Annotated in this window: 19 protein-coding genes; 18 read left to right on the top strand and 1 reads right to left on the bottom strand. The window is 28.1% G+C overall.

What is annotated here, in order from left to right:
* Positions 1-107 precede the first annotated feature (107 nt).
* From VN21_RS12770 to fliN, 10 genes are all read left to right on the top strand, one after another.
* Positions 108-1,847, top strand: coding sequence for a methyl-accepting chemotaxis protein (locus VN21_RS12770; protein ID WP_046823583.1), 1,740 nt, complete (start codon positions 108-110; stop codon positions 1,845-1,847).
* A gap of 35 nt (positions 1,848-1,882) precedes the next feature.
* Positions 1,883-4,039 (top strand): chemotaxis protein CheA, encoded by a 2,157-nt coding sequence (locus tag VN21_RS12775; protein ID WP_046823584.1) that lies wholly within the window; start codon positions 1,883-1,885, stop codon positions 4,037-4,039.
* Positions 4,040-4,100: 61 nt separating this feature from the next.
* The gene (locus tag VN21_RS12780) at positions 4,101-5,180 is read left to right on the top strand and encodes a protein-glutamate methylesterase/protein-glutamine glutaminase (RefSeq protein WP_046823585.1); all 1,080 of its coding nucleotides are present in this window, start codon (positions 4,101-4,103) and stop codon (positions 5,178-5,180) included.
* A 17-nt stretch (positions 5,181-5,197) separates the two neighbouring features.
* Complete coding sequence (locus VN21_RS12785) at positions 5,198-5,812, top strand: chemotaxis protein CheC (RefSeq protein ID WP_046823586.1); 615 nt, start codon at positions 5,198-5,200, stop codon at positions 5,810-5,812.
* Positions 5,813-5,823: 11 nt separating this feature from the next.
* Positions 5,824-6,309 (top strand): chemotaxis protein CheD, encoded by a 486-nt coding sequence (locus VN21_RS12790; RefSeq protein ID WP_046823587.1) that lies wholly within the window; start codon positions 5,824-5,826, stop codon positions 6,307-6,309.
* An 18-nt stretch (positions 6,310-6,327) separates the two neighbouring features.
* On the top strand, positions 6,328-6,807 hold the full coding sequence (locus tag VN21_RS12795) for a chemotaxis protein CheW (protein WP_052952063.1): 480 nt from the start codon (positions 6,328-6,330) through the stop codon (positions 6,805-6,807).
* The gene (locus tag VN21_RS12800; protein WP_052952064.1) at positions 6,794-7,600 is read left to right on the top strand and encodes a CheR family methyltransferase; all 807 of its coding nucleotides are present in this window, start codon (positions 6,794-6,796) and stop codon (positions 7,598-7,600) included. The genes VN21_RS12795 and VN21_RS12800 overlap by 14 nt, the downstream gene beginning before the upstream one ends.
* A 43-nt stretch (positions 7,601-7,643) precedes the next feature.
* Complete coding sequence (locus VN21_RS12805) at positions 7,644-7,997, top strand: response regulator (RefSeq protein ID WP_021429429.1); 354 nt, start codon at positions 7,644-7,646, stop codon at positions 7,995-7,997.
* A gap of 119 nt (positions 7,998-8,116) precedes the next feature.
* Positions 8,117-9,004: a flagellar motor switch protein FliM gene (locus tag VN21_RS12810; protein WP_046823589.1), complete on the top strand. Its 888-nt coding sequence runs from the start codon at positions 8,117-8,119 to the stop codon at positions 9,002-9,004.
* A 4-nt stretch (positions 9,005-9,008) separates the two neighbouring features.
* Positions 9,009-9,272 (top strand): flagellar motor switch protein FliN, encoded by a 264-nt coding sequence (gene fliN, locus VN21_RS12815; RefSeq protein ID WP_052952065.1) that lies wholly within the window; start codon positions 9,009-9,011, stop codon positions 9,270-9,272.
* 38 nt (positions 9,273-9,310) lie between these two features.
* Here fliN and VN21_RS12820 read toward each other — a convergent pair whose 3' ends face one another.
* Entirely contained in the window at positions 9,311-10,549 is a 1,239-nt protein-coding gene (locus VN21_RS12820; RefSeq protein WP_046823590.1) for a DUF1002 domain-containing protein, read from the bottom strand.
* Positions 10,550-10,932: 383 nt separating this feature from the next.
* Here VN21_RS12820 and VN21_RS12825 point away from each other — a divergent pair, with 383 nt between their 5' ends.
* The 8 genes from VN21_RS12825 (at position 10,933) to VN21_RS12860 (ending at position 21,760) form a co-directional block, all read left to right on the top strand.
* A complete protein-coding gene (locus VN21_RS12825; RefSeq protein ID WP_046823591.1) occupies positions 10,933-11,634 on the top strand; it encodes a response regulator transcription factor in 702 nt (233 codons plus the stop codon).
* The gene (locus VN21_RS12830) at positions 11,612-12,853 is read left to right on the top strand and encodes a sensor histidine kinase (protein ID WP_046823592.1); all 1,242 of its coding nucleotides are present in this window, start codon (positions 11,612-11,614) and stop codon (positions 12,851-12,853) included. Before VN21_RS12825 ends, VN21_RS12830 begins: the two co-directional genes overlap by 23 nt.
* Before the next feature lie 132 nt (positions 12,854-12,985).
* Positions 12,986-13,663, top strand: a complete 678-nt coding sequence (locus tag VN21_RS12835; protein WP_046823593.1) for an ABC transporter ATP-binding protein — start codon at positions 12,986-12,988, stop codon at positions 13,661-13,663.
* On the top strand, positions 13,664-16,270 hold the full coding sequence (locus VN21_RS12840; protein WP_046823594.1) for an ABC transporter permease: 2,607 nt from the start codon (positions 13,664-13,666) through the stop codon (positions 16,268-16,270).
* A 183-nt stretch (positions 16,271-16,453) separates the two neighbouring features.
* Positions 16,454-17,119, top strand: coding sequence for a response regulator transcription factor (locus VN21_RS12845; RefSeq protein WP_046823595.1), 666 nt, complete (start codon positions 16,454-16,456; stop codon positions 17,117-17,119).
* Between the two features lie 7 nt (positions 17,120-17,126).
* Entirely contained in the window at positions 17,127-18,329 is a 1,203-nt protein-coding gene (locus tag VN21_RS12850; RefSeq protein ID WP_052952067.1) for a sensor histidine kinase, read from the top strand.
* Between the two features lie 117 nt (positions 18,330-18,446).
* Complete coding sequence (locus VN21_RS12855; RefSeq protein WP_046823596.1) at positions 18,447-19,127, top strand: ABC transporter ATP-binding protein; 681 nt, start codon at positions 18,447-18,449, stop codon at positions 19,125-19,127.
* Positions 19,127-21,760, top strand: coding sequence for an ABC transporter permease (locus tag VN21_RS12860; protein ID WP_046823597.1), 2,634 nt, complete (start codon positions 19,127-19,129; stop codon positions 21,758-21,760). Before VN21_RS12855 ends, VN21_RS12860 begins: the two co-directional genes overlap by 1 nt.
* Positions 21,761-21,843 lie beyond the last annotated feature (83 nt).

The raw sequence follows: 21,843 nt of genomic DNA on the forward strand, positions 1-21,843 counted from the left end.
TCTAAAGTATACATGTATTTATCCGTATAAAAAATAAGATAAACTGTTTTATTAAATGAACTAATTTTATTTAACTTTATTCAAAATGAAGTAGGGGAGGCATATACATGAAGGATTTAAAAATAGGTAAAAAGCTAGGTATCTGTTTTGTAATTTTATTATTGCTTACAACAGTTTCAAATTTATATACATTGTATAATTTGAAAGAAGCAGGGAGAGTAAGCCATGAGTTATTTGAAGGACCATATGAATTAAATACTGATGCCATGGGAATACGTAGAGATTTAGTTGGAATTTCAAGAAGAATCAATGGTGGATTTGCAGATAATGAGCATGTAGAAACAAGAAAGTTAGTTTTAGCAGAGTTTGATAGCCTTGAAAAGAGAATTCAAGATATAAGAAGTGGGTCCGAAAAAGCTATAGAAAATAAAAAAATTAGCCAATATCTTGATAGCATCGAGGAATATGAAAAGCAATTAAAGCAAGAGTATGAAAAGATATATAATGCAACTCAACAACCAAATTTTAAAGGTCCTATGACTGAAATAGATCTTACTGGATACGCACAAGTGTTTACTGCATGTACAGAAACGGCAGAAAATCTTTATAAAGAGGCAGAAAAAATAGGAGCTGATTTTGATAAAGATGTATCTGCGTCAGTAAAAACTTCACAAATTATATCAACGACATTAAATGTGATTAGTATAGCATCAGGAGTTATTATATGTATTTACATTACAAGAAGTTTGAAAAAACCAATTGAGGAATTAGAAGTAGCTGCTAACAAAATGGCTGTTGGAGATTTTGATATTGATTTAAATTATGAGTCAAAAGATGAATTAGGAGTTTTATCAAATAGCATGACTCAAATGAGTAATAAAATAAAAGATATTATAGAAGATACTGTTAGAGTTTTAGGGGATGTTTCATCGGGAAATTTCAATACAGATACTAATGCTGAATATATAGGAGTTTTTAAATACATTGAAAAATCTATAAATAGAATAACAAATGATTTAAGCGAAACGATGGAACAAATAAACATAGCATCTGAGGAGGTAGGAGCTGCATCTGATCAAGTTGCTAGTGGATCTCAAATGTTATCACAAGGGGCAACAGAACAAGCAAGTGCAATTGAAGAATTATCTTCTACTATAAATGAAATTTCTGAAAAAATAAAAGGAACTGCAGAAAATGCAAAAAAAGCTAATTCATTAACTTTAAATGCAGCTAATCAAGTTAAAGATGGTAATGAGCAAATGAAAGAAATGGTTAAAGCAATGGAAGATATATCATTTACATCTAATGAAATTGGAAGAATTATAAAAACAATAGATGATATAGCATTCCAAACTAATATATTAGCATTAAATGCAGCAGTAGAAGCTGCAAGAGCAGGAGAAGCTGGCAAAGGATTTGCAGTAGTTGCAGATGAAGTAAGAAATCTTGCAGCAAAATCAGCAGAAGCAGCAAAGAATACATCTACATTAATTGAAAATTCAATAGAAGCAGTAGAAAATGGAACAAAAATTGTAGATAATACAGCTCAGTCGCTTCAAAAGATAATAAATACAACTAGCAAAACTACTGCACTAGTTAATGATATAGCAAAAGCATCTGAAGATGAGGCTAATTCAATTGCTCAGGTTACATTAGGAGTAGATCAAATTTCTGAAGTTGTACAGACAAATTCAGCAACATCAGAAGAAAGTGCAGCAGCAAGTGAAGAATTAAGTGGGCAAGCTCAAATGCTAAAATCACTTATAGACAAGTTTGTTTTAAAAGATTCAAATAAAAATATAGATTTTGATAAAAACGAAGTAAATTATTTTGCTACGAATGATTAAAAATTTAAAAGTTTAACTAATAAAGGAGACAGAGTATGAGCGGAATGGATTCTTTAAATGAATTTTATGTTCATGAGAATATGCAATTATTAGAACAATTAGAAGAAATTCTACTTGTTGGGCAATCTGATACAGGAAAATTAGGAAAAGAAGCAATTGAAGAAATTTTCCGTGCAATGCATACTATTAAAGGGTCTTCGGCTATGATGGGATATGACAGTTTAACTAAGCTTACACATAGCATAGAAGACGTTTTTGATGAAATAAGAAATGGAAGAGAACTTTCTAATAATAAGTGGGAAGAACTAGTTGATGTAGTTTTGGTAAGTATAGATTTTTTAAAGGAAGAAATATTAAATGTTCAGGATGGGTTACTTCCAGAAGCTAGTATAGATGAACTACTTGAGAGAGTAGCTGGTTTATTAAAAGAAGAATCTGAAAATGAAGAAAAAGACCTAGAACAAGGTAGCGAGTTAGAGGAACAAATTGAGATAAAAATGCCTAAGGATGGAGAAAAACAGTTTTATGCTAAAGTTTCATTTGAAGATGGATGCGGTATGGAGGGCATTAGAGCTTTAGGCGTACTTGCTATGATTGAAAGTAAGTGCTCATTTATAAAAACAATACCAGAAAATTTAGAAGTTGAATGTGATAATGAAATAATAAGTGATGGCTTTAGAATATATTTAAGTACACAAGAAGAAAAAGAGTCAATAGAGCAATGTATCCAAGAAACTATGTTTTTAGAGAGTTTAGAAATACAAGAGGTTACAGATACAGCTGAATTAGAAAGTATATTTAATATAAGTTCTTTAGTTGAAGAAAAACTTGAGGAAGAGATAGCTATAACAGTAGAAGAAGAAAAAAATGTTATTTCTGAAGTAAAAGCTGATGAAATAAAAGAAGAAGTAGTTATTGAAGAAAATATTAAACATATTGAAGAAGAGAAAAATGAAAAAGTAAGTGAAGAAAATAAAGCTACAAAAAAGGATTTAAAACAAGAAGAAAACCAACATCACACACATAGTAAGAATAACTACCTAAGTGTAAATATAAGTAAAATTGATATGCTAATGAACTTAGTAGGAGAGATTGTAACAACTGAATCTATGGTAGAAAAACAATCTCAATTAGAAGATTTCAATCGTGATAATTTTGAAAAGCAAGCTAGAAGATTACATCAATTAACAACTGAATTACAAGATGTAGTTATGTCTATGAGAATGGTTCCTATATCTTCAACTTTTACAAAAATGCAAAGAGTTGTAAGAGATATGAGTAGAAAGACTGGTAAATCAGTAGAATTAAAATTAGTGGGAGATCAAACAGAAGTTGATAAAAATATTCTTGAGAATATATCTGATCCATTAATGCACATGATTAGAAATAGTATGGACCATGGAATAGAAACTCCAGAAGAACGCCAACAAACTTCAAAGCCAGAAAAAGCAACTATATTATTAGAGGCTAAAAACACTGGTGGAGATGTAGTTATAATAATAAAAGATGACGGTAGAGGCTTAAATAAAGAAGCAATCGTTAAAAAAGCTATAGAAAAAGGAATTACAAGTAAAAGCATAGATGAAATTAGTGATAAAGAAGCTTATAATTTTATATTAGCACCTGGATTCTCTACAAAGGAAGCTGTAAGTGAGTACTCTGGTAGAGGGGTTGGAATGGATGTTGTATATACTAATATAAGACAGTTAAGAGGTTCAATAGCTATTGATAGTGAAAAAGGACAAGGTACAAATATAGTAATTAGAATTCCTTTAACTTTAGCAATTGTTGATGGAATGAAAGTTAGGGTAGGTGATGAAATATATATAATACCATCACTTAACATAAAAGAAGTATTTAGACAAGGTGCCTATGAGATAGTTAAAAATCCAAATGGAGAAGAACATAGCATAATAAGAGGAAATTGTTATGAAATTAGAAGACTATCAAATATATTAGGAATAGATACTCAAAAAAATGACAATGGAATTATGATTTTAGTTGAATCTGAGATAGGTAATGTTTGTATAATTGTCGATGGAATAATTGGACAACAACAAGTGGTAATAAAACCTATACCAGAACTATTAACACAATTTGAAAAAATTCAATCATATATGTCTGGATGTTCTATATTAGAGGATGGATCTATTAGCTTGATAATTGATGCAAATGCAATTATCAGTGAGTAATCAAAATGTATCAAACTAAAGTATAGAAGACATCTTAAATACTCAGAAGGAGAGACGTTATATGGAAGTAAACAAAAAAATAAAAGTTCTAATAATTGATGACTCTAGTATATTTCGTCGTGTTATAGCTAAGTATCTTCAAGAATTTTCAGAGTTAGAGATCGTAGGAACAGCTAAAGATCCTTATGAAGCTAGAGATAAAATAATTGAACTAAGACCAGATGTATTGACATTAGACATTGAGATGCCAGGTATGAGCGGTATTGAGTTTTTAAAGATTTTGATGGAACAATGCCCAATACCAACTATTGTTATAAGTGGTGCAGATGATAGATGCTTTGAGGCAATAAATGCAGGAGCTGTTGGGTTTGTAGAAAAACCAGACTCAAGAGGAATGAACAATTTTGCAAACGAGTTAGCGAGTAAAATAAAAGAGGCATCTGTAGCTAAACTAGTTAAAGATAATTATTCAAGGAATAATTTAAATAAACCTAATACTGTTGCAAATAAAAAAAGTGTAATAAAAAATATAAGAACTAAATCTAATACAGATATAATTGCTATTGGAGCCTCTATGGGAGGAGTAGAAGCTGTTGGAAAACTTTTAAAACAGTTACCAGTTGGCTTACCAGGAATAGTAATAACACAACATATGCCACCTGTATTTACTCAAAGATATGCAGAGAGGTTAAACAAAGAGTGTATTATAAATGTATGTGAAGGTAAAGATGGGCAAGAAATTTTAAGCGGACATGCATATATAGCTCCAGGAGCATTACAAATGGGAGTTGAAAAAAGAAACAATAAATATGTATTAGAAATTAAAGAGGGGGAAAAAGTCAGTGGACACTGCCCTTCAGTAGATTACTTGTTTCAATCAGTAGCAAAAGCTTCTAAGAAAAATACTATAGGTGTTATTTTAACCGGAATGGGATCTGATGGAGCTAAGGGACTACTTGATATAAAGAATGCAGGCGGATATACATTAGGACAAAATAGGCATTCATGTGTTGTTTATGGAATGCCTATGGCAGCAAAGAATATTGGAGCTGTCTTGAAAGAAACTTCTTTAGATATGATACCAAATGCAATATTAAATCAATTAAAAAGATCAGAATCTACGATAAGAGATAAAGAGTAGATGGAAAGTAGGTATATATGAACTTTGAATGTGATAAATTAAATGTATTTCGAGAAATTAGTAATATAGGATCAGGAAATGCATCTACTTCATTAGGTATGATGCTGAATGAGATTGTAGATATAGGAATTCCAAAGAGTGATTTAATCAGTTTTTCTGATATAACTAATAGTTATGATTCTCCAGAAGAGCTAGTTGTAGGAACTGTTTTACAATTATCAGGAGATATGGAAGGATTTATTCTAGTTATAATGAAACTTGATTCTGCAATTAATCTATTATCAAAAGTAACTGGAAACAACTTAGAGTTTGACAAAGAGGACTATGATTTAGTACGTAAGGAATTAAGTTCAATAGGAGAAATTTGCAACATATTATGTGGTACATATTTGACAGCAATTTCAGATATGACTAGCTTAAGCATTGATCCTTCTATTCCATATTTTAGTGTAGATATGGTAAGAGCAATTATGAATTTACCTATATCTCTATATGGGCCAGTTTCAGATTCGATACTATGTATAGAGACTGACTTCTTTACAACCGATAACAATATAGAAGGTAAATATTATTTTATTCCTAAAGTTGAGTCATGTGAAAAATTACTATCCTCACTAGGTTTTGCTTGTTAGGAGAACAGTTAATGAAAATTATAACAGTAGGAATAGCAGAATCTAACATTGTAAGAGCACCAGAAAAGATAATGACTGTTGGACTTGGGTCATGTTGTGGCGTAGTTTTGTATGATGAAATAAATAAGATTGCAGGATTAGTACATATTTTGCTTCCAGATTCAAAGGTTGACAAAAAGATGGATAATAAATCGAAGTATGCAGATAGTGGAATTTATTTATTATATGATCAAATGATAAAATCCGGGGCTAACAAAAGACTTATAAGAGCTAAGTTAGCTGGTGGAGCTCATATGTTTAATTTTAAAAACTCTGGTAGTAGTATTTTTACTATTGGAGAAAAAAATGTAAAATCATGCAAAGAGACATTAGCTAAGTTGAATATTTCTATTGTTTCTGAAGATGTATTAGGTTCTTGTGGAAGGACTATTGTCTTTGATACTCTTACAAATAAGCTAACTATTAAGAGTGTTGGAAAACGCGAAAAAGTTATTTAAAAGGAGGGTGTATTATTTGTGAATGCAAATGATGAAATAATAGAGGGTAAAATAGATGATTTATACATGGTGTTTATTATAAATGGTCAAAAATATGCATTATCATCAAATTACATTATAGAAATTATTGAGGTATTGCCAATAACAAAGGTTCCTTTTCTTCCTGAATATATGAAGGGTATTATAAATTTAAGAAGTAATATTATACCTGTTATGGATGCTAGAATGAGATTTGATATAGAACCTATAGACTATAATGAAAGAACGTGTATAATTATAATAGAGAATAATATGGAAAAGATTGGACTGATTGTTGATGCAGTAAATGAAGTTATTACTATTTTACCTAACCAAATTATGAAAATGAACTCAAGTAAAGAAGACTATAAACAAAACTTTATAAAAGGTGTCAGTGAAATTAATGGTGATGTTCAAATGATATTAGACTGCGATTCTTTAGTGAAAATTATAGAGGATGTTAACGATGGAACTAACTAATCAAGATTTTTTACGCCTAAAAAATTATATGTATAATAACTATGGAATAAACCTAGAAAACAAAAGAACATTAATAGAAACTAGATTATTATTAATGGTAAAAAAACTAGGATTTACGGATTTTAAAAGTTATATAGATAATCTAATGAAAGATAGCACAGGAGAACAAGCATCAACACTTGTAGAGAAACTTACTACCAATTTTACATATTTTATGAGAGAAGAGCAACATTATGATTTTTTAAAGAATGAAATAATAATGCCTAGCTTAAAAAAACCTCATTCTGGTGGAATTAAAATTTGGTCAGCAGCATCATCTACAGGAGAAGAACCTTATTGTATTGCTATGTTAGTATCATCTATACTTGGAAAAAGTTCAAAATTTAAAGTTAGTATAACTGCATCAGATATTTCTGATAATGTATTAAAACAAGCAAAGGCTGGAATTTATTCAGAAGATAAAATATCAAAATTGCCAGCTGCATGGAAAAAAAGCTTTTTTAAAAAAGTAAGTGAAAAAAACTATATGATTGATGATAATGTAAAACAGTTAATTGATTTTAAATATTTTAATTTAAATAATAGTTTAGGTTGGGAAAAATGTAAATACGATGTTATTTTTTGTAGAAATGTAATGATATATTTTGATACACCTACAAAACAAAGATTAATAAAAAGATTATATGATTCACTTAAACCTGGAGGGTATTTGATTATAGGTATGTCAGAAAATTTATCTAACCTGCAAACCGATTTTCAAAGAGTAAAACCGTCAGTATATAGAAAAATATAAAATAAAAAAAAGATAATAATTGACATAAATGGAGGAAGAAATTATGAAAAGAGTATTAATAGTTGATGATGCAGCATTTATGCGTATGTCTATACGTACTATGCTTCAAAATTATGATTTTGAAATAGTAGGAGAAGCGGAAAATGGAGTAATGGCTATTGAAAAATACCAAGAATTACAACCAGACATAGTAACATTAGATATAACTATGCCGGAAATGGATGGTTTACAAGCATTAAGAGAAATTAAAAAAATTGATCCAGCAGCTTCTGTAGTAATGGTTTCAGCATTAGGGCAAGAAGCTAGAATGAAAGAAGCTATAATATATGGAGCAAAAGGATTTATAGTAAAGCCATTTAAAGAGGAAATCATAGTATCAGCTTTATCTAAGTTATAAAATTAAAATATAAGAGGTTATTTTATATTATCCAAAGATTTATTTATAGTCTTAAAGTATGAAAAACTGTATATGACCTTTTAAAGCAATGAAATTTATAGAGGAGATAAAGATAGATTATGAGCCAAGGAATTGTTGTATATGACTTTAAAAAGCCGCAAAGATATTCTACAGGAAATATGAGATTCTTATCTATAATAGAAGAAGAATTTTGTAAGAATATAAATTTATTTGTAGCTTATGAATTAAAAAGACCTAATATAGTGTGTAAATTAGAAAAAATAGAACAAACAAACTACGAAGAGTTTATGAACATGATTTCTAATGACTCAGTAATTATTGAACATTCAATACAGCCACTAATTCAAGGTCTTATATATCAAATTGATAAGAGTGTTGCGCTTACATTTGTAGATTTAATACTTGGAGGAGATGGGGTCTTCAGTGATTACAATAGAGAGTTAACAGAAGTAGACAGAGAGTTAATATCTTATATAGGTAGTAAGTTTTTAACTAAAATGCATATATTTGAAGGTTGTGATCATAGGGATGTTTCTAATGTTTATACAAATGTAGGTTCTAGTAAAAAATATCCAGTTAGTGAGTCAGTATTGATATCTCACATGAGAATGATGGATGGAAATAAAGAAGTAGGTAGAATGTCTTTCTGCAACCCATACAGTTGTATGGAGCCTGTATTAGATCAATTAGAACCAAAAAGACTTTTCAAAAGTAAAAATATTGAATATGATTTTGAGTTCACAAATGCTATTTACAATAAAATTTGTGGAACAAGTGCAGAAATGGTTGCAGTATTAGGTAGAACTGAAATAAGTGTAGAAGAGTTATTAGATTTAAAGCTTGGAGATGTTATAACTCTAGATACTAAAATAGATGGAGATATAGACCTTAATGTAGGAGGAGCAAGATCTTTTAAATGTAAACCAGGTCTTATTAAAAATAAGCGTGGTGTTATTATAACAGATAGTGTAAAAAAGGAAGTGTAATCATATGAGTGAAAATTTTGAAAGAGTATTAGATATAGAGCTTAAAGTAAGTGCGGTGCTTGGAAGAACTAAAATAGCATTAAAAGATATATTTGAGTTATCAAAAGGATCTTTAATTGAGCTAGATACATTTGAAGGACAAGAAGTTGAAATCAATGTAAATGGTAGAAAAATTGGTTATGGGCAAGTTGTAATTGTAGATGAAAATTTCGGAGTTAGAATAACTCGCATATTAGGTGAAGAAGAATTGGTAAAGACTATAGGATAATATAAAAGGCAGATAATAATTTATCTGCCTTTTTTATTTTAGTTATTTTGTTGTGTATTATTGTCTACGTTGTTATTTTGGTTTTCAACTGGATTTTCACTTGAATTATTATTTAAATCTACGTTTTCATTGTTATTAACTTCATTAGAATTAGATTGTTCTGTATTTTCATTTGGAGAACTTGTTTCAGTTGTATTATTGTTATTACTATTTTCTGAGTTGTTAGAATCTCCATTGAATAATCCTGTAAACCAATGCCATACCTTACCAAAGAACCCTTCAACTTGTTCACTAGAAGGTAAATTTATAGCATCCTTGTTAGTAGCATCTATGTGTGCATTTTCACCAAGCAAACTATCATTTGTATTTTCTAGTATACCTAGATTTTCATCTTTAGAACCTGTTAACCCAGCAAACCAATCTCCGATTCCAGAAAACCATCCTTTAACGGTATCTAATATACCTGAATTGTTTACACTTTCACCTAAATCTTTTAAATTTTCATTTACAGTATCTGATACGCTATTTAAAGCATCTTTCATTTTACCGTAGTCATAATCTTGCTTAGAAATTTTAAGCATTAAATCTTCTAATTGTTTTTGTTGTTCAGGTGATAATGTTACATTATAGTTATTAGTAATATTATTTATTGTATCTGCGATTTGAACTGTATCGCTAGTATTATTCTTAATAACTTGTGTTTTTACATCATTAACTATTCCTGTAGCTTTATCTTGACCTATATCTTGACCTAAGTCCCCAGTTACAACTAGTTCTTCTGTAGCTATTTCCTTCTTATTTTCATCTAGAGGCTTACCAGTAGCATCCTCATAGGCCTTCATTACACCAGTAAGGGCTCCTGTTCCACTTACAGGGAAATTAGCAGCTATTACACAGTTGGCATCAGTTATACCTAAACTGGCAAGTGTACTAGCTATCATAGCTGAAGTAACCCACGTAATATTTGCTGTTTTTACGTTAATTCCACTTCCTGATTTAGTAGGTTCTACATAAGCACAAGAATAAGTTTTAGTTCCTATTTGAGCTTCAGGTGCTATCCCTTGTAAATACTTTCTTTCTTCTTGATTATTTACTTCAAGTACAACTGCATCATTTTGATTTACACCAAAGTATTTTAGCATAGTTTGCTTTTGCTCAGAGCTTAAGTTAGCTCCTAAAGTAACAACTCTTGAAGAATCTGCGAATACTAAACTAAAACTTCCTAATATAACAGTACAACATATAATAATTGACGTAACTCTCTTTTTTAAACTCATATTTAATCTCCTTTAAAATAATTTAAACAGATACTAATATAATAAAGCATTTTGTAAATTTTGACGATTACAAAATTATAACATTTTTAGAGTTCTTACTCAAATATTATATATGCATATAACGAATGATTAATTAACAAAATAAAAAACATATATATTTTAAAAGCAAAAAAAGAAGAAAAATATTCCTTACAAAGGGCTTATCTTAATTAATATAGAAAAATCGAATATAATGCAAATTTCGACATTGATTTTAAATAAAATAATATATGATAATAGTTATATGAAAATATTAGATTGGATTAAGTAACTTGAAGGAAAATAATATATAGTTCGAATTACTTTATAATTTGATTAAAATAAATATGAAATTGGGTGAGAAAATGATAAATGTACTTATGATAGAAGATGATAGTGCAATATCTTTTGCAGTAAAGTATGCACTAGAAAAAGAAGGATTTAATATTGATATATGCAATGATTTAGAGAAAAGTAGAAATAGTATTAAAGATAAAAAGTATAATATAGTTCTTTTAGATGTAATGTTACCAGATGGAAATGGTTACGATTTTTGCAAGGAAATTAGAGAAGCTCAAGACACTCCTATAATATTTTTAAGTGCTTGTGATGAAGAAGTGAATGTAGTTATGGGGCTAGATATTGGAGGAGATGATTACATAACCAAACCTTTTAGAGTTAGGGAGCTTATATCTAGGATGAATGCAGTACTTAGGAGAAAAGGCAGTAGCAATGAAAATAAAAAGGTAATTAAATTTAAAGACTTAACTATAAATACTTTAGAAGCTAGAGTTTACAAAGGTGAAGAGGAAATTTTGTTAACCTCTGTTGAGTACAAGCTATTATTAATATTAATTAAAAATAATAATGTTGTATTAAGTAGAACTAAAATACTAGAAAAATTATGGGATGTTGCTTGTGATTTTGTAAATGACAATACAATTACTGTTTATATAAAAAGACTTAGAGAAAAAATAGAAGATGATTCAAGTCATCCCAAATACATACTTACAGTAAGGGGATTAGGATATAAATGGAACGGAAGTGAAAATAGTGTTTCTATCTAATGCTGAAATAAAAAGTTTTATAAAAAATTACACTATATTATTTGTGATTACTGTAATGCTTTGCGTAGGAATTAGCTTTATAAGTGTAAATATAATAAAAGATAAGGTAGTAGAAAATAATCAAGCTATAATAGGATCTATATTATCTCAGCATCCTAATTTAGAAAATAATATTGTAGGAATAGTAACTCAAGGAAAATCAAAAGATGATATAAGTTTAGGTAAAGAAATACTAAAAAAATATAGCTATGATAAAAATATAAGATTAAATAATGAGCCAATTGTAAGAGGTAGTATAAAGGATATATTTAGTATAAATTTGTTATCTATATTTGTGCTATTTATTTCTATTTTAATCTTAGTTATGCATTATTTTAAGACTATATACAGTGATATAAAAGATATGACTGATTATGTATACCATAGTTCAGAAGGTAAAAAATTTGAGATGAAAAATAAAAATCAAGAAGGTCAAATAGGACTTCTTAAAACAGAGCTTATAAAAATGACTAATATACTTAAAGAAAAAGTAGAGCTTTTAAGTAAAGAAAAGATATTTTTAAATGATACTATTTCTGATATTTCACATCAGTTAAAAACACCTATGACATCACTTATAATACTTAACGATTTAATGTATGATGATATAGCAAAAGAAACTAAAATAGAGTTTTTAGAAAAGATAAAATCTCAATTAAATAGAATGGAATGGCTGATAAAAAGCATGCTAAAGCTTTCAAAAGTAGAAGCTAAAGTAATAAATTTTAAAAGTGAAAAAGTAAATGTTAAAAAATTAATAAAAATGTCTATTCAGCCAAGTTTAATTCCAATAGAACTTAAAAATATAGATGTGAGTATAAATGGTGATAGTGAAGCTATGTTTTTAGGAGATATGAATTGGTCTATAGAAGCTTTAGTTAATATCATTAAAAATTGTGTAGAACATACTTTTTCTAGTGGAAGCTTAGATATTAGTTATGAAGAAAATTCTTTATACACAGAAATTGTAATAAAAGATAGTGGAGAAGGTATAGATAAAAAAGACTTACCTCATATATTTAAAAGATTTTATAAAGGAAAAAGTAGTTCAAAAGAAGATAGCGTAGGTATTGGACTAGCTATGGCAAAGTCTATAATTGAAGGACAAAATGGTGATATTTATGTCAAAAGTGAAAAAAACAAAGGAACTCAGTTTAATATAATGTTCTATAAAATCTAAGTGACTAATTTGTAATATTTAATTCACTTTAAAGTAATTTTATATCTTTAAAATTAAGTTAAGAAATTAAAAGTAACATAAATATTATGAACTAAATAAGGTGAAATTTACAAAATGAGGAGTAAAGGTTATATGGAAATTTTAAAAGTTGAAAATTTAACAAAGAGTTATGGCACGGGAGAAGCAAAAGTAGATGCCTTAAAAAATATTAATTTATCAATAAATAAAGGGGAATTTGTTGCAATAGTAGGACCTAGTGGAAGTGGTAAAAGTACGCTACTTCATTTATTAGGTGGAGTTGATAAGCCAACTAGTGGAAATGTATTTATAAATGATGTAGATATATATAATTTAAAAGAAAAAGACTTATCTATATTTAGAAGAAGAAATATAGGAATTATATATCAATTTTATAATTTGATACCAGTACTTAGCGTAAAGGAGAATATATTATTACCAGCAGAACTTGATAATAGAAAAATAGAAAAAGCATACTTAAATGATTTATTAAAAACTTTAGGATTAAAAGAAAGAGAAAATCACCTTCCAAATGAATTAAGTGGAGGACAACAGCAAAGAACTTCTATAGGTAGATCACTTATTAATAGACCAGCAATAGTTCTAGCAGATGAACCAACAGGAAATTTAGATAGCAAAAACTCTAAGGAAGTGATTGAATTTTTAAAGTTATCAGTAAAAAAATACAATCAAACTTTAATAATGATAACTCATGACAATAACATTGCCTTACAAGCAGATAGAGTGATATCCATAGAAGATGGAATGATTACAGCTAATGAGGTGATGTAAATGAATTTATATTACAGCTTAACTTTAAGATATTTAAAACAAAATAAGAAAAGAACAATAGTTACAATAATAGGAATAATATTATCTACATCTTTGATTTGTGGAATAGGTAATATGGTTGAAAGTGTTATAGATTATCAGGTTAGAGAAGCAATAGCTTATAAGGGAGATTATCATGCTATGTTTCATAATGTGAAAAAAGATAATGTAGATATTATAACAAATAGTTCAGGTTTATCTAAAAGCTTTGTATATGATAGCTTAGGATTTTCAAAATTAAATAATAAAAAGAAAAACTTAGTTCAAGTAAAAGAGTATGACAAGATTGCTTTTGAAAGCTATCAAGTAAAGTTAAAGGAGGGGAAACTTCCTACAAATAATAACGAAATAGTATTAAGTGAAAGTGCTATACCTTTAATTAATAAAAAAGTAGGAGACAATATAACACTAGAAATTGGAAAAAGGCTATCTGAAGGTGGAAAGAATCTAGAAAGTCCAGCAGTATGGGATCATGAAACTATAATAAACAAAAAAAGCAAAGATTTTAAAATAGTTGGTATTATGAACAAACCTAAAAATGATATAGGAAATGATGTTGTAAGTTCAATAACATACTTAGATGTAAATAGTAAATCCAAAAACGATATATTAAAAGTAGGTGTATTAGCCAATAACCCAAAAGAAATTTATGAAATATCAGAATCTATAGCAAAAAACTTAGGATTAAAAGAAGAAGTTGAAAGTAATAGTTTAGATGAGAAGAATAATGATAACAGTGTACATTATAAAAACCTATCATTTAATGAAGATTTACTAAGATTAAAAGGTGCAAGTGCTTATGCAAATATTGATAAAACAATAAGCATAGCAATAGTTACTGTAATAGCATTAGTTGTTATATGTACAATAGCTACAGTATATAATTCATTTAGTATATCAACAAGTGAAAGAAGGAAACAATTTGGAGTATTAAATTGTATAGGTGCTACTAAAAATCAAGTCATGAAATTAGTATTTATAGAAGCTATTATAGTGAGCTTAATAGGAATACCAGTGGGGTTAATTATAGGTACTTTTGCTATTGATTTAGTATTAAAATTAATACAAGTATCATTTAATAATTCTCAAATTGGAAACATGAATTTAAGATTAGTATATAATCCATATGTAATAGTTTTAAGTACAATAATTGTGCTATTTACAATATTTGTATCAGCAATATTTCCAGCTATTAAATCAGCTAAAACATCACCACTTGAATGTATAAGAAATAGTAGTAATCTAAAATTAGGAAAAGTAAAAAACTCTAAATTAATTAAATTATTATTTAAAACAGAAGGTGTTCTTGCATATAAAAATTTAAGAAGAAACAAAAAGAAATTTAGAATAACGTTATTTTCTTTAATAATTAGTGTAGTTATATTTATATCATTTAGTGGATTTTTAGCGTTGTTTGAAAAAGCAAGTGAAGTAAATACAGGTAGGATGACTTATGATATAAGAGTTTGGAAAAGTGGCATACAAGAAAATAATAATATAATAGAAGATTTAAATAAAATAAATGGAATAAAAAAAACTATTGTTACTAATGACTATGGAGTAGGTATGAGTGTTAATGAAAATGATATAAATAAAAAATATAAAAAGGTTATAGATGACTTTTTTTCTAAAAAAAGTAAAAATAATAAAGTTGTATATGACTTTGATATGGGACAGAATCATTTTCAATTTATACCAGATAAAGATATAAAATCAATAAAATTAAAAGATGGGAACTTTGATAAAAAAACAGCGATAAAAGAAAATGGGATAATACTTAGAAATAAAAGTTATTATAGAGAGCGTAGTAAAGTTTATGATATTTCATTAACTAATTATAAAGTTGGAGATACAATAGATGCATATAAGAGATATTTTGATAAAAATGATAAAGAAATAACAGAGCCTATAAAATTAAAAGTTTTAGCTACTACTGACGATTTACCTATAGGAAGTAAACAGTCTAATTATATGGGAATAGATTTTATAACTTATAATGAGGTAGGTAAAAAATTAGGCTATGAAATAAGTGATTCAAATATATATATATACTCTGATAAAAAAGAAGATACAAGAAAAGCAGTAAATGATATAGGTAAAAAATACGCATATGATGTACGTGATGAAGTAGAAGAATCATTAAAAATTGAAAAATCTATTAGTGTAGTGAAAATATTTGTATATGGATTTATATTTATTATATCTTTAGTAAGTATAATAAATATAGTAAATACAATAAGCACAAATATAAATCTAAGAAAAAGAGAATTTGCAGTAATTAAATCTATAGGTACAACGCCTAATGGATTTAATAGGATAATATATTTTGAAAGTCTGTTATATGGAGTTTTAGCATTAATGTATGGAATTCCTATAGCAATTGCAATAGATATAATTATGAATAAAACTATTGGAGATGTTGTAGAATTTGGTATGATACTTCCATGGAAGGCAGTTTTAGTATGTGTTTTAGGAACATTTGCTGTTACATTTATTGCATCGTATATACCTATGAAAAAGTTAAACAAAGAAAGTATAATAGAAAATATTAGACAAGAAAGTATATAGGAATAAACATAAAAAGAAAATGGGTAAGGTGTGTAGTTATTTAAATTACAACCTATACCCATTTTTACGTATAAATAAAATACTAAAAATAAATACAATACAAACTTCGACATTAATTTTAAATAAAATAATATATTATAATAATTGCCAGTTGAACTTGATAACAAAAAAGGAGACAAATAGATGTTTAATATTTTGATAATTGAAGATGACGATACAATTGCTTTTGGAGTTAAATCATTTTTATCGAAAAGCAACTATAACGTTATTCATGGTGAAAATTTAAAAAGAGGAAGAGAACTTTTTAAACCAGATATAGATTTAATATTATTAGACTTAAATCTACCTGATGGATCAGGATTTGAGTTTTGTCGTTATGTAAAAGAAATTAAAGATATCCCTATTATTTTTCTTACCATCAATGATGAAGACAGCAATATGATAAAAGGGCTAGATATGGGGGGAGACGATTACATTACAAAACCTTTTAAATTGAGTGTTTTACAATCTCGTATTAGTGCTGTGTTGCGTAGATCAGTAAAACAGCAAATCCAAGAAGATATTTTATGTTGTAAAAATATTAAAGTAATAAAATCTCAATCAAGAGTGTATAAAAACAACCAAGAAGTAGAATTAACAGTAGGTGAGTATAACTTATTATTACAATTATTAGAAAATAAAAATCGAACTTTAACAAGATCTACACTTTTGGAAAATTTATGGGATGTTAATGGAGAATTTGTAAATAACAACACATTATCAGTAGCAATAAAGCGTCTTAGAGAGAAGTTAGAAGATACATCTTTTATTAAAACTGTAAGAGGTATAGGTTATAGGTTGGAGGATTAAATTTTATATGAATAAAAAAGGTATGAGGATATGGTTAGCTACAAGCTTTATATATATAACAATTTTTTGTGTTATATGTGGCTCTTTTATTTACAAGCAATCAGAGAACATGTTCTATGAAAAAGCGGCACAACTTATAGCAGTTGGCGTGAATGCTAATGAGGATATTGAACAAGATTTAGTATCAGCACTAAAAAATAAAAATGAAACAGATATAAATAGTGGGAAGAAAATATTAAATCAATATGGTTACATAGAAAGTTGCAACTTTATTTTCAACACTAATCAAGGATTTAGCAATGTACTAAATGTGATTTTAATACTAATTGTAGCAATATTTTCTTATTTTGTAGTATCTCTAATAGCCTCAAATATCATAAAGAAAAAACGTATAGATAGTTTAGCAAAATATCTCTATGATATAAATGAAGGCGATTATACAATGCAAATTAAAAGCAAAGAAGATGAATTTTCAATTTTAGAAGATGAATTATATAAAACTGTTATGATGCTTAGAGAAAGTAGAGAAAAAGAAAGAGTAGAAAAAGAAAATCTATGCAATAACCTTGTAGATATCTCCCACCAACTTAAAACTCCAATTACTTCTATGTCATTGATGATTGAATTATTAGAATCTAGTAATATTGAAGGTGATGAAGCTTTGTATATTGGAAGTATTTCAGCACAGATAGAGCGTCTAAATTATTTAGTATCATCATTGTTGATACTTTCAAAAATAGATGCAGATTCAATTCAATTAGAATATAAGCCTATTAATGTCTATGAATTGATATGTGTAGCTGTTGAACCTTTACGTTTAATGATAGAAAAAAAGAAGCAACAACTTTTTATTAAAGACAATAGTGAGATATTTTTTTATGGTGATTTTCATTGGACAAGTGAAGCAATTCTTAATATAGTAAAAAATTGCTACGAACATACACCAGATTGTGGAGTAATCTCTATAGATTATAAACAAGATCCTTTATGCACACAAATAATAATTGAAGATAATGGTAAAGGATTTGATAAAAAGGATATTCCCCATTTATTTACTAGGTTTTATAAGGGTGCTAACTCATCTAAAAATAGTGTAGGAATTGGACTTGCTCTTTCAATGTCCATAATTAAGAAACAAAATGGTGAAATTACTGCTTTAAATAAGGAAACAGGAGGAGCAAAATTTATAATAAAGTTTTATAGAAATTAATTAACTCTGTCACTAAGATGTAAGATAGAAAAAGTAAAATAAAGTTAATCAAAGAAATACATAGTAAAATCATAAACTCTTTGAAAATATGAACTAATAAATAAAGGGGAGAATATTTTGGAAATACTAAGAACTGAAAACCTTACAAAATCCTATGGAATGGGAGATACGAAGGTCACTGCACTTAATAATTTGAATTTGATCATAAACAAAGGACAATTTGTTTCAATAATTGGAGCAAGTGGTTCAGGTAAATCTACACTACTACATATGCTAGGGGGCGTGGATAAACCTACAAGTGGAAAAATATATATTGAGGACACTGATATTTCATTAATGAATGAAACTGAACTAGCTTTATTTCGTAGAAGAAAAGTAGGTCTAATATATCAGTTTTTCAATCTTATACCTACATTAAATGTTAAGAAAAATATATTATTACCAATGCTTTTAGATGGCAGAAAGCCAAAAAAAGAAGAGTTTGATAAGATTGTAAAAATGCTTGGTTTAAGCGAAAGGCTTAATCATTTACCAAACCAGCTTTCAGGAGGTCAGCAGCAAAGAGTTGCTATAGCTCGTTCATTAATTTATAGACCATCTATTATCTTAGCAGATGAACCTACTGGAAACCTTGATAGAAAAAACTCTGAAAGTATTCTTGAGATGTTGAAAGTTTCAAATAAAGAGTACAATCAAACTATTTTAATAATTACTCATGACGAAAAAATTGCATTATCAGCAGATAGGATGATTAGAATCGATGATGGTGAAATTGTGTCAGATGAGGTGATTAAGTAATGAACATAATGAATGAATATACATATAATCATTTGAAAAAAAATAAGCGACATACAATTTCCATAATCGTTGCTATTACAATTGCTTCAGCACTTTTATGTTCACTATGTATATTTTTACATACCTTACGGGAGTCAAAAGTAAGTGAGGCAATTGAAAATGGAGGATACTGGCATGGCGAATTATTTGAATCTATATCAGGTGATAAATTAAAGTATGTAACAGAAAATCCAGAAGTTGAAACTACTATGATTAAAGGACAGTGGATTACTGCTAAGCTTTCTGATACTAAACGTCCGTATTTATTAATGAGAGATGCAGATGAAAAATTTTGGTCAGACATGAGCTTAAAAAACACACTTACAAAAGGTACACTTCCTCAAAAATCTGGAGAAATTGTTGTATCTAAATTATTTTTCTTGGATAATCCTTCGTACAAAATTGGTGATAAATTGACTATTCCAACAGGTAATCGTATGTTAGGTAATAAAAAAATTAAAACCCAAGGAAATAAACGATCAGGCGAGACTTTCAAGGAAATAGAAACTAAGGATTATACCATAGTTGGAGAACTAGATGTTTCTGGGAGTTCTGCATATCCTGGATATATTGCTATGGGATATTTGAATCATTCACAGATAAAACCTAAAGATGAACTTACGGTTTATATGAGGTTTGATAAACCACGTAAAATTTATGATACATTACCTAAAATAGCTAAATCTACGGGATTAAAACAAGATGAATATGGAAAATATAATGTTCGCTACAATGCATCTTTGTTAAGCTTATATGGAATTAACGATAAAACTAATACAAATCCTCAACTTGTAGTAATTGTAGCAACAGTAATAATAATGATGTTGTTAGTTATGGGAGCATTTATTCTTATTATATACAATGCGTTTTCTTTATCTGCAAGCAGTCGGATTAAGCAATTAGGAATACTAAAAAGCTTAGGAGCAACTCCAAAACAAATTAAGCACTCTGTAATCTATGAAGGGTTTGTACTATGGCTTATTCAATTACCAATAGGGATTATGATAGGATATTTATTTAGTCATACAGTTGTTTTTAAAGTCAATGAAATTCTTAGTGCTACAGAGAATTTTAGTAAGATAGATATTACATTCTCATGGGTAGTAGTTGCTTTTGCCATTATTATATCGTTGATTACTGTTTTAATATCGGCGTATATTCCAGCAAGAAAAGTAGCGAAAGTATCAGCCATTGTTGGAATACGTCAAAACAATAATAATATAAAACTTAAAAAACAAAAATCTTACCCAATAATAAATAAAATATTTGGAATAGAAGGAGAGCTAGCAAAAGTACAATTTGCAGCTAATAAAAGAAGCTTACGTACTGCTGTGTTGTCTATTTCAATGTGTTTCACATTAACAGTGGGATATATTAGCATTATATCTATATTAAATTTAGCTGAGTCTAAGAATGATCAAATGACTAAATATGATATGACGGTTAATCTAAATATTCTTGATGAACCAAGTGATGATATGATAAATAAAATTATTTCACTACCTAAAGTTAAGGATAGTGTAGTTAGAAGACAAGTACGTACTTCAACCTATGTAACAAAACAACAGGAATCAGATGTTTTTTCTAAGTTTGGTGGATTTGATGAAGTAAGTTTTAAATATAATGTATTGAAGGAAAATGGAAAGTATAAAATTATATCAAATTTAGTTGGATTAAGTGATAAATCATTTAAAAAATACTGTAAAGAAATTGGTATAGATCCTAATAAATTTTATCAAGAGGGTGCAGTTACAGGTATATTATTAGATAGCACATACCATACACCAAATGGTTCAAAAGCTGTACAAAAAATACCACTATTAAATATAAAAGAGGGCGATGAGTTAGCATTACATGAAAAAGTAGAAAGTGATATGAATACAAATTATAAATTTAATACTAAAGTAGGCGTTGTTACCGAAGTTTCTCCAAGTGATTTAAAAATGGGAGGATATAGCGTAGCATTTATAGTTCCTATGAAAACTTATCAGCAAACAGTTAGTAAATTTATGCCAGAACGTATGCTTGAATACAGCGTTATGGGAATTGATTTGTTGGTGGGGGATAAGGCTAGTCCAAATGTAAAAAAGGAATTAAGTAAGATTTGCAGCTCTTATCTTGGATCTGATGATTTTAGTATATGGAGTCTGTTGGAAGAAATGAATCATGATGCATTATTTCAAAAATCTACAGCTATTAGTGTTTTTGCTATAGCTTTAATGATTGGTTTGATTGGTATATTTAATGCCTTTTCTACCATTTCAAATAATCTTAGACTACGAAAAAGAGAATTTGCTGTGCTTAGATCAGTAGGATTAACGCCAAATGGATTAAATAAAATATTGATTCTAGAAGGATTATTTTTTGCTGCAACACCAATTATTGTTAGTATACCAATAGTATTATTTATTTGCTGGTTTATGCTAAGATTAACACTAATCACATGGACTGAGTTTATATCTGTTTTCCCATCAGGAGTGATACTAATGTATACTGTGATTATAATTGCATCTATTTTCTTATCGTATTATTTTTCCTCAGCATGCGTTAAAAAAAGTAATGTAGTAGAAGCAATTAAAAATGAAATAGTATAACATTATACGTAATTTATAAAACTAACACAACTAAAGCCTATATCTTAAATTATTTAATAATTTAAGATATAGGCTTTATATTT

It is taken from the genome of Paraclostridium benzoelyticum (assembly GCF_001006285.1).
Lineage (GTDB): Bacteria > Bacillota > Clostridia > Peptostreptococcales > Peptostreptococcaceae > Paraclostridium > Paraclostridium benzoelyticum.

What these genes read in the sequence shown, in the direction of transcription:
- VN21_RS12770 (WP_046823583.1), top strand. Translation starts at nt 108, where the DNA reads ATGAAGGATTTAAAAATAGGTAAAAAGCTAGGTATCTGTTTTGTAATT.
- VN21_RS12800 (WP_052952064.1), top strand. Translation starts at nt 6,794, where the DNA reads ATGGAACTAACTAATCAAGATTTTTTACGCCTAAAAAATTATATGTAT.
- VN21_RS12775 (WP_046823584.1), top strand. Translation starts at nt 1,883, where the DNA reads ATGAGCGGAATGGATTCTTTAAATGAATTTTATGTTCATGAGAATATG.
- VN21_RS12840 (WP_046823594.1), top strand. Translation starts at nt 13,664, where the DNA reads ATGAATTTATATTACAGCTTAACTTTAAGATATTTAAAACAAAATAAG.
- VN21_RS12835 (WP_046823593.1), top strand. Translation starts at nt 12,986, where the DNA reads ATGGAAATTTTAAAAGTTGAAAATTTAACAAAGAGTTATGGCACGGGA.
- fliN (WP_052952065.1), top strand. Translation starts at nt 9,009, where the DNA reads ATGAGTGAAAATTTTGAAAGAGTATTAGATATAGAGCTTAAAGTAAGT.
- VN21_RS12860 (WP_046823597.1), top strand. Translation starts at nt 19,127, where the DNA reads ATGAACATAATGAATGAATATACATATAATCATTTGAAAAAAAATAAG.
- VN21_RS12805 (WP_021429429.1), top strand. Translation starts at nt 7,644, where the DNA reads ATGAAAAGAGTATTAATAGTTGATGATGCAGCATTTATGCGTATGTCT.
- VN21_RS12780 (WP_046823585.1), top strand. Translation starts at nt 4,101, where the DNA reads ATGGAAGTAAACAAAAAAATAAAAGTTCTAATAATTGATGACTCTAGT.
- VN21_RS12810 (WP_046823589.1), top strand. Translation starts at nt 8,117, where the DNA reads ATGAGCCAAGGAATTGTTGTATATGACTTTAAAAAGCCGCAAAGATAT.
- VN21_RS12850 (WP_052952067.1), top strand. Translation starts at nt 17,127, where the DNA reads ATGAATAAAAAAGGTATGAGGATATGGTTAGCTACAAGCTTTATATAT.
- VN21_RS12790 (WP_046823587.1), top strand. Translation starts at nt 5,824, where the DNA reads ATGAAAATTATAACAGTAGGAATAGCAGAATCTAACATTGTAAGAGCA.
- VN21_RS12820 (WP_046823590.1), bottom strand. Translation starts at nt 10,549, where the DNA reads ATGAGTTTAAAAAAGAGAGTTACGTCAATTATTATATGTTGTACTGTT.
- VN21_RS12825 (WP_046823591.1), top strand. Translation starts at nt 10,933, where the DNA reads ATGATAAATGTACTTATGATAGAAGATGATAGTGCAATATCTTTTGCA.
- VN21_RS12845 (WP_046823595.1), top strand. Translation starts at nt 16,454, where the DNA reads ATGTTTAATATTTTGATAATTGAAGATGACGATACAATTGCTTTTGGA.
- VN21_RS12785 (WP_046823586.1), top strand. Translation starts at nt 5,198, where the DNA reads ATGAACTTTGAATGTGATAAATTAAATGTATTTCGAGAAATTAGTAAT.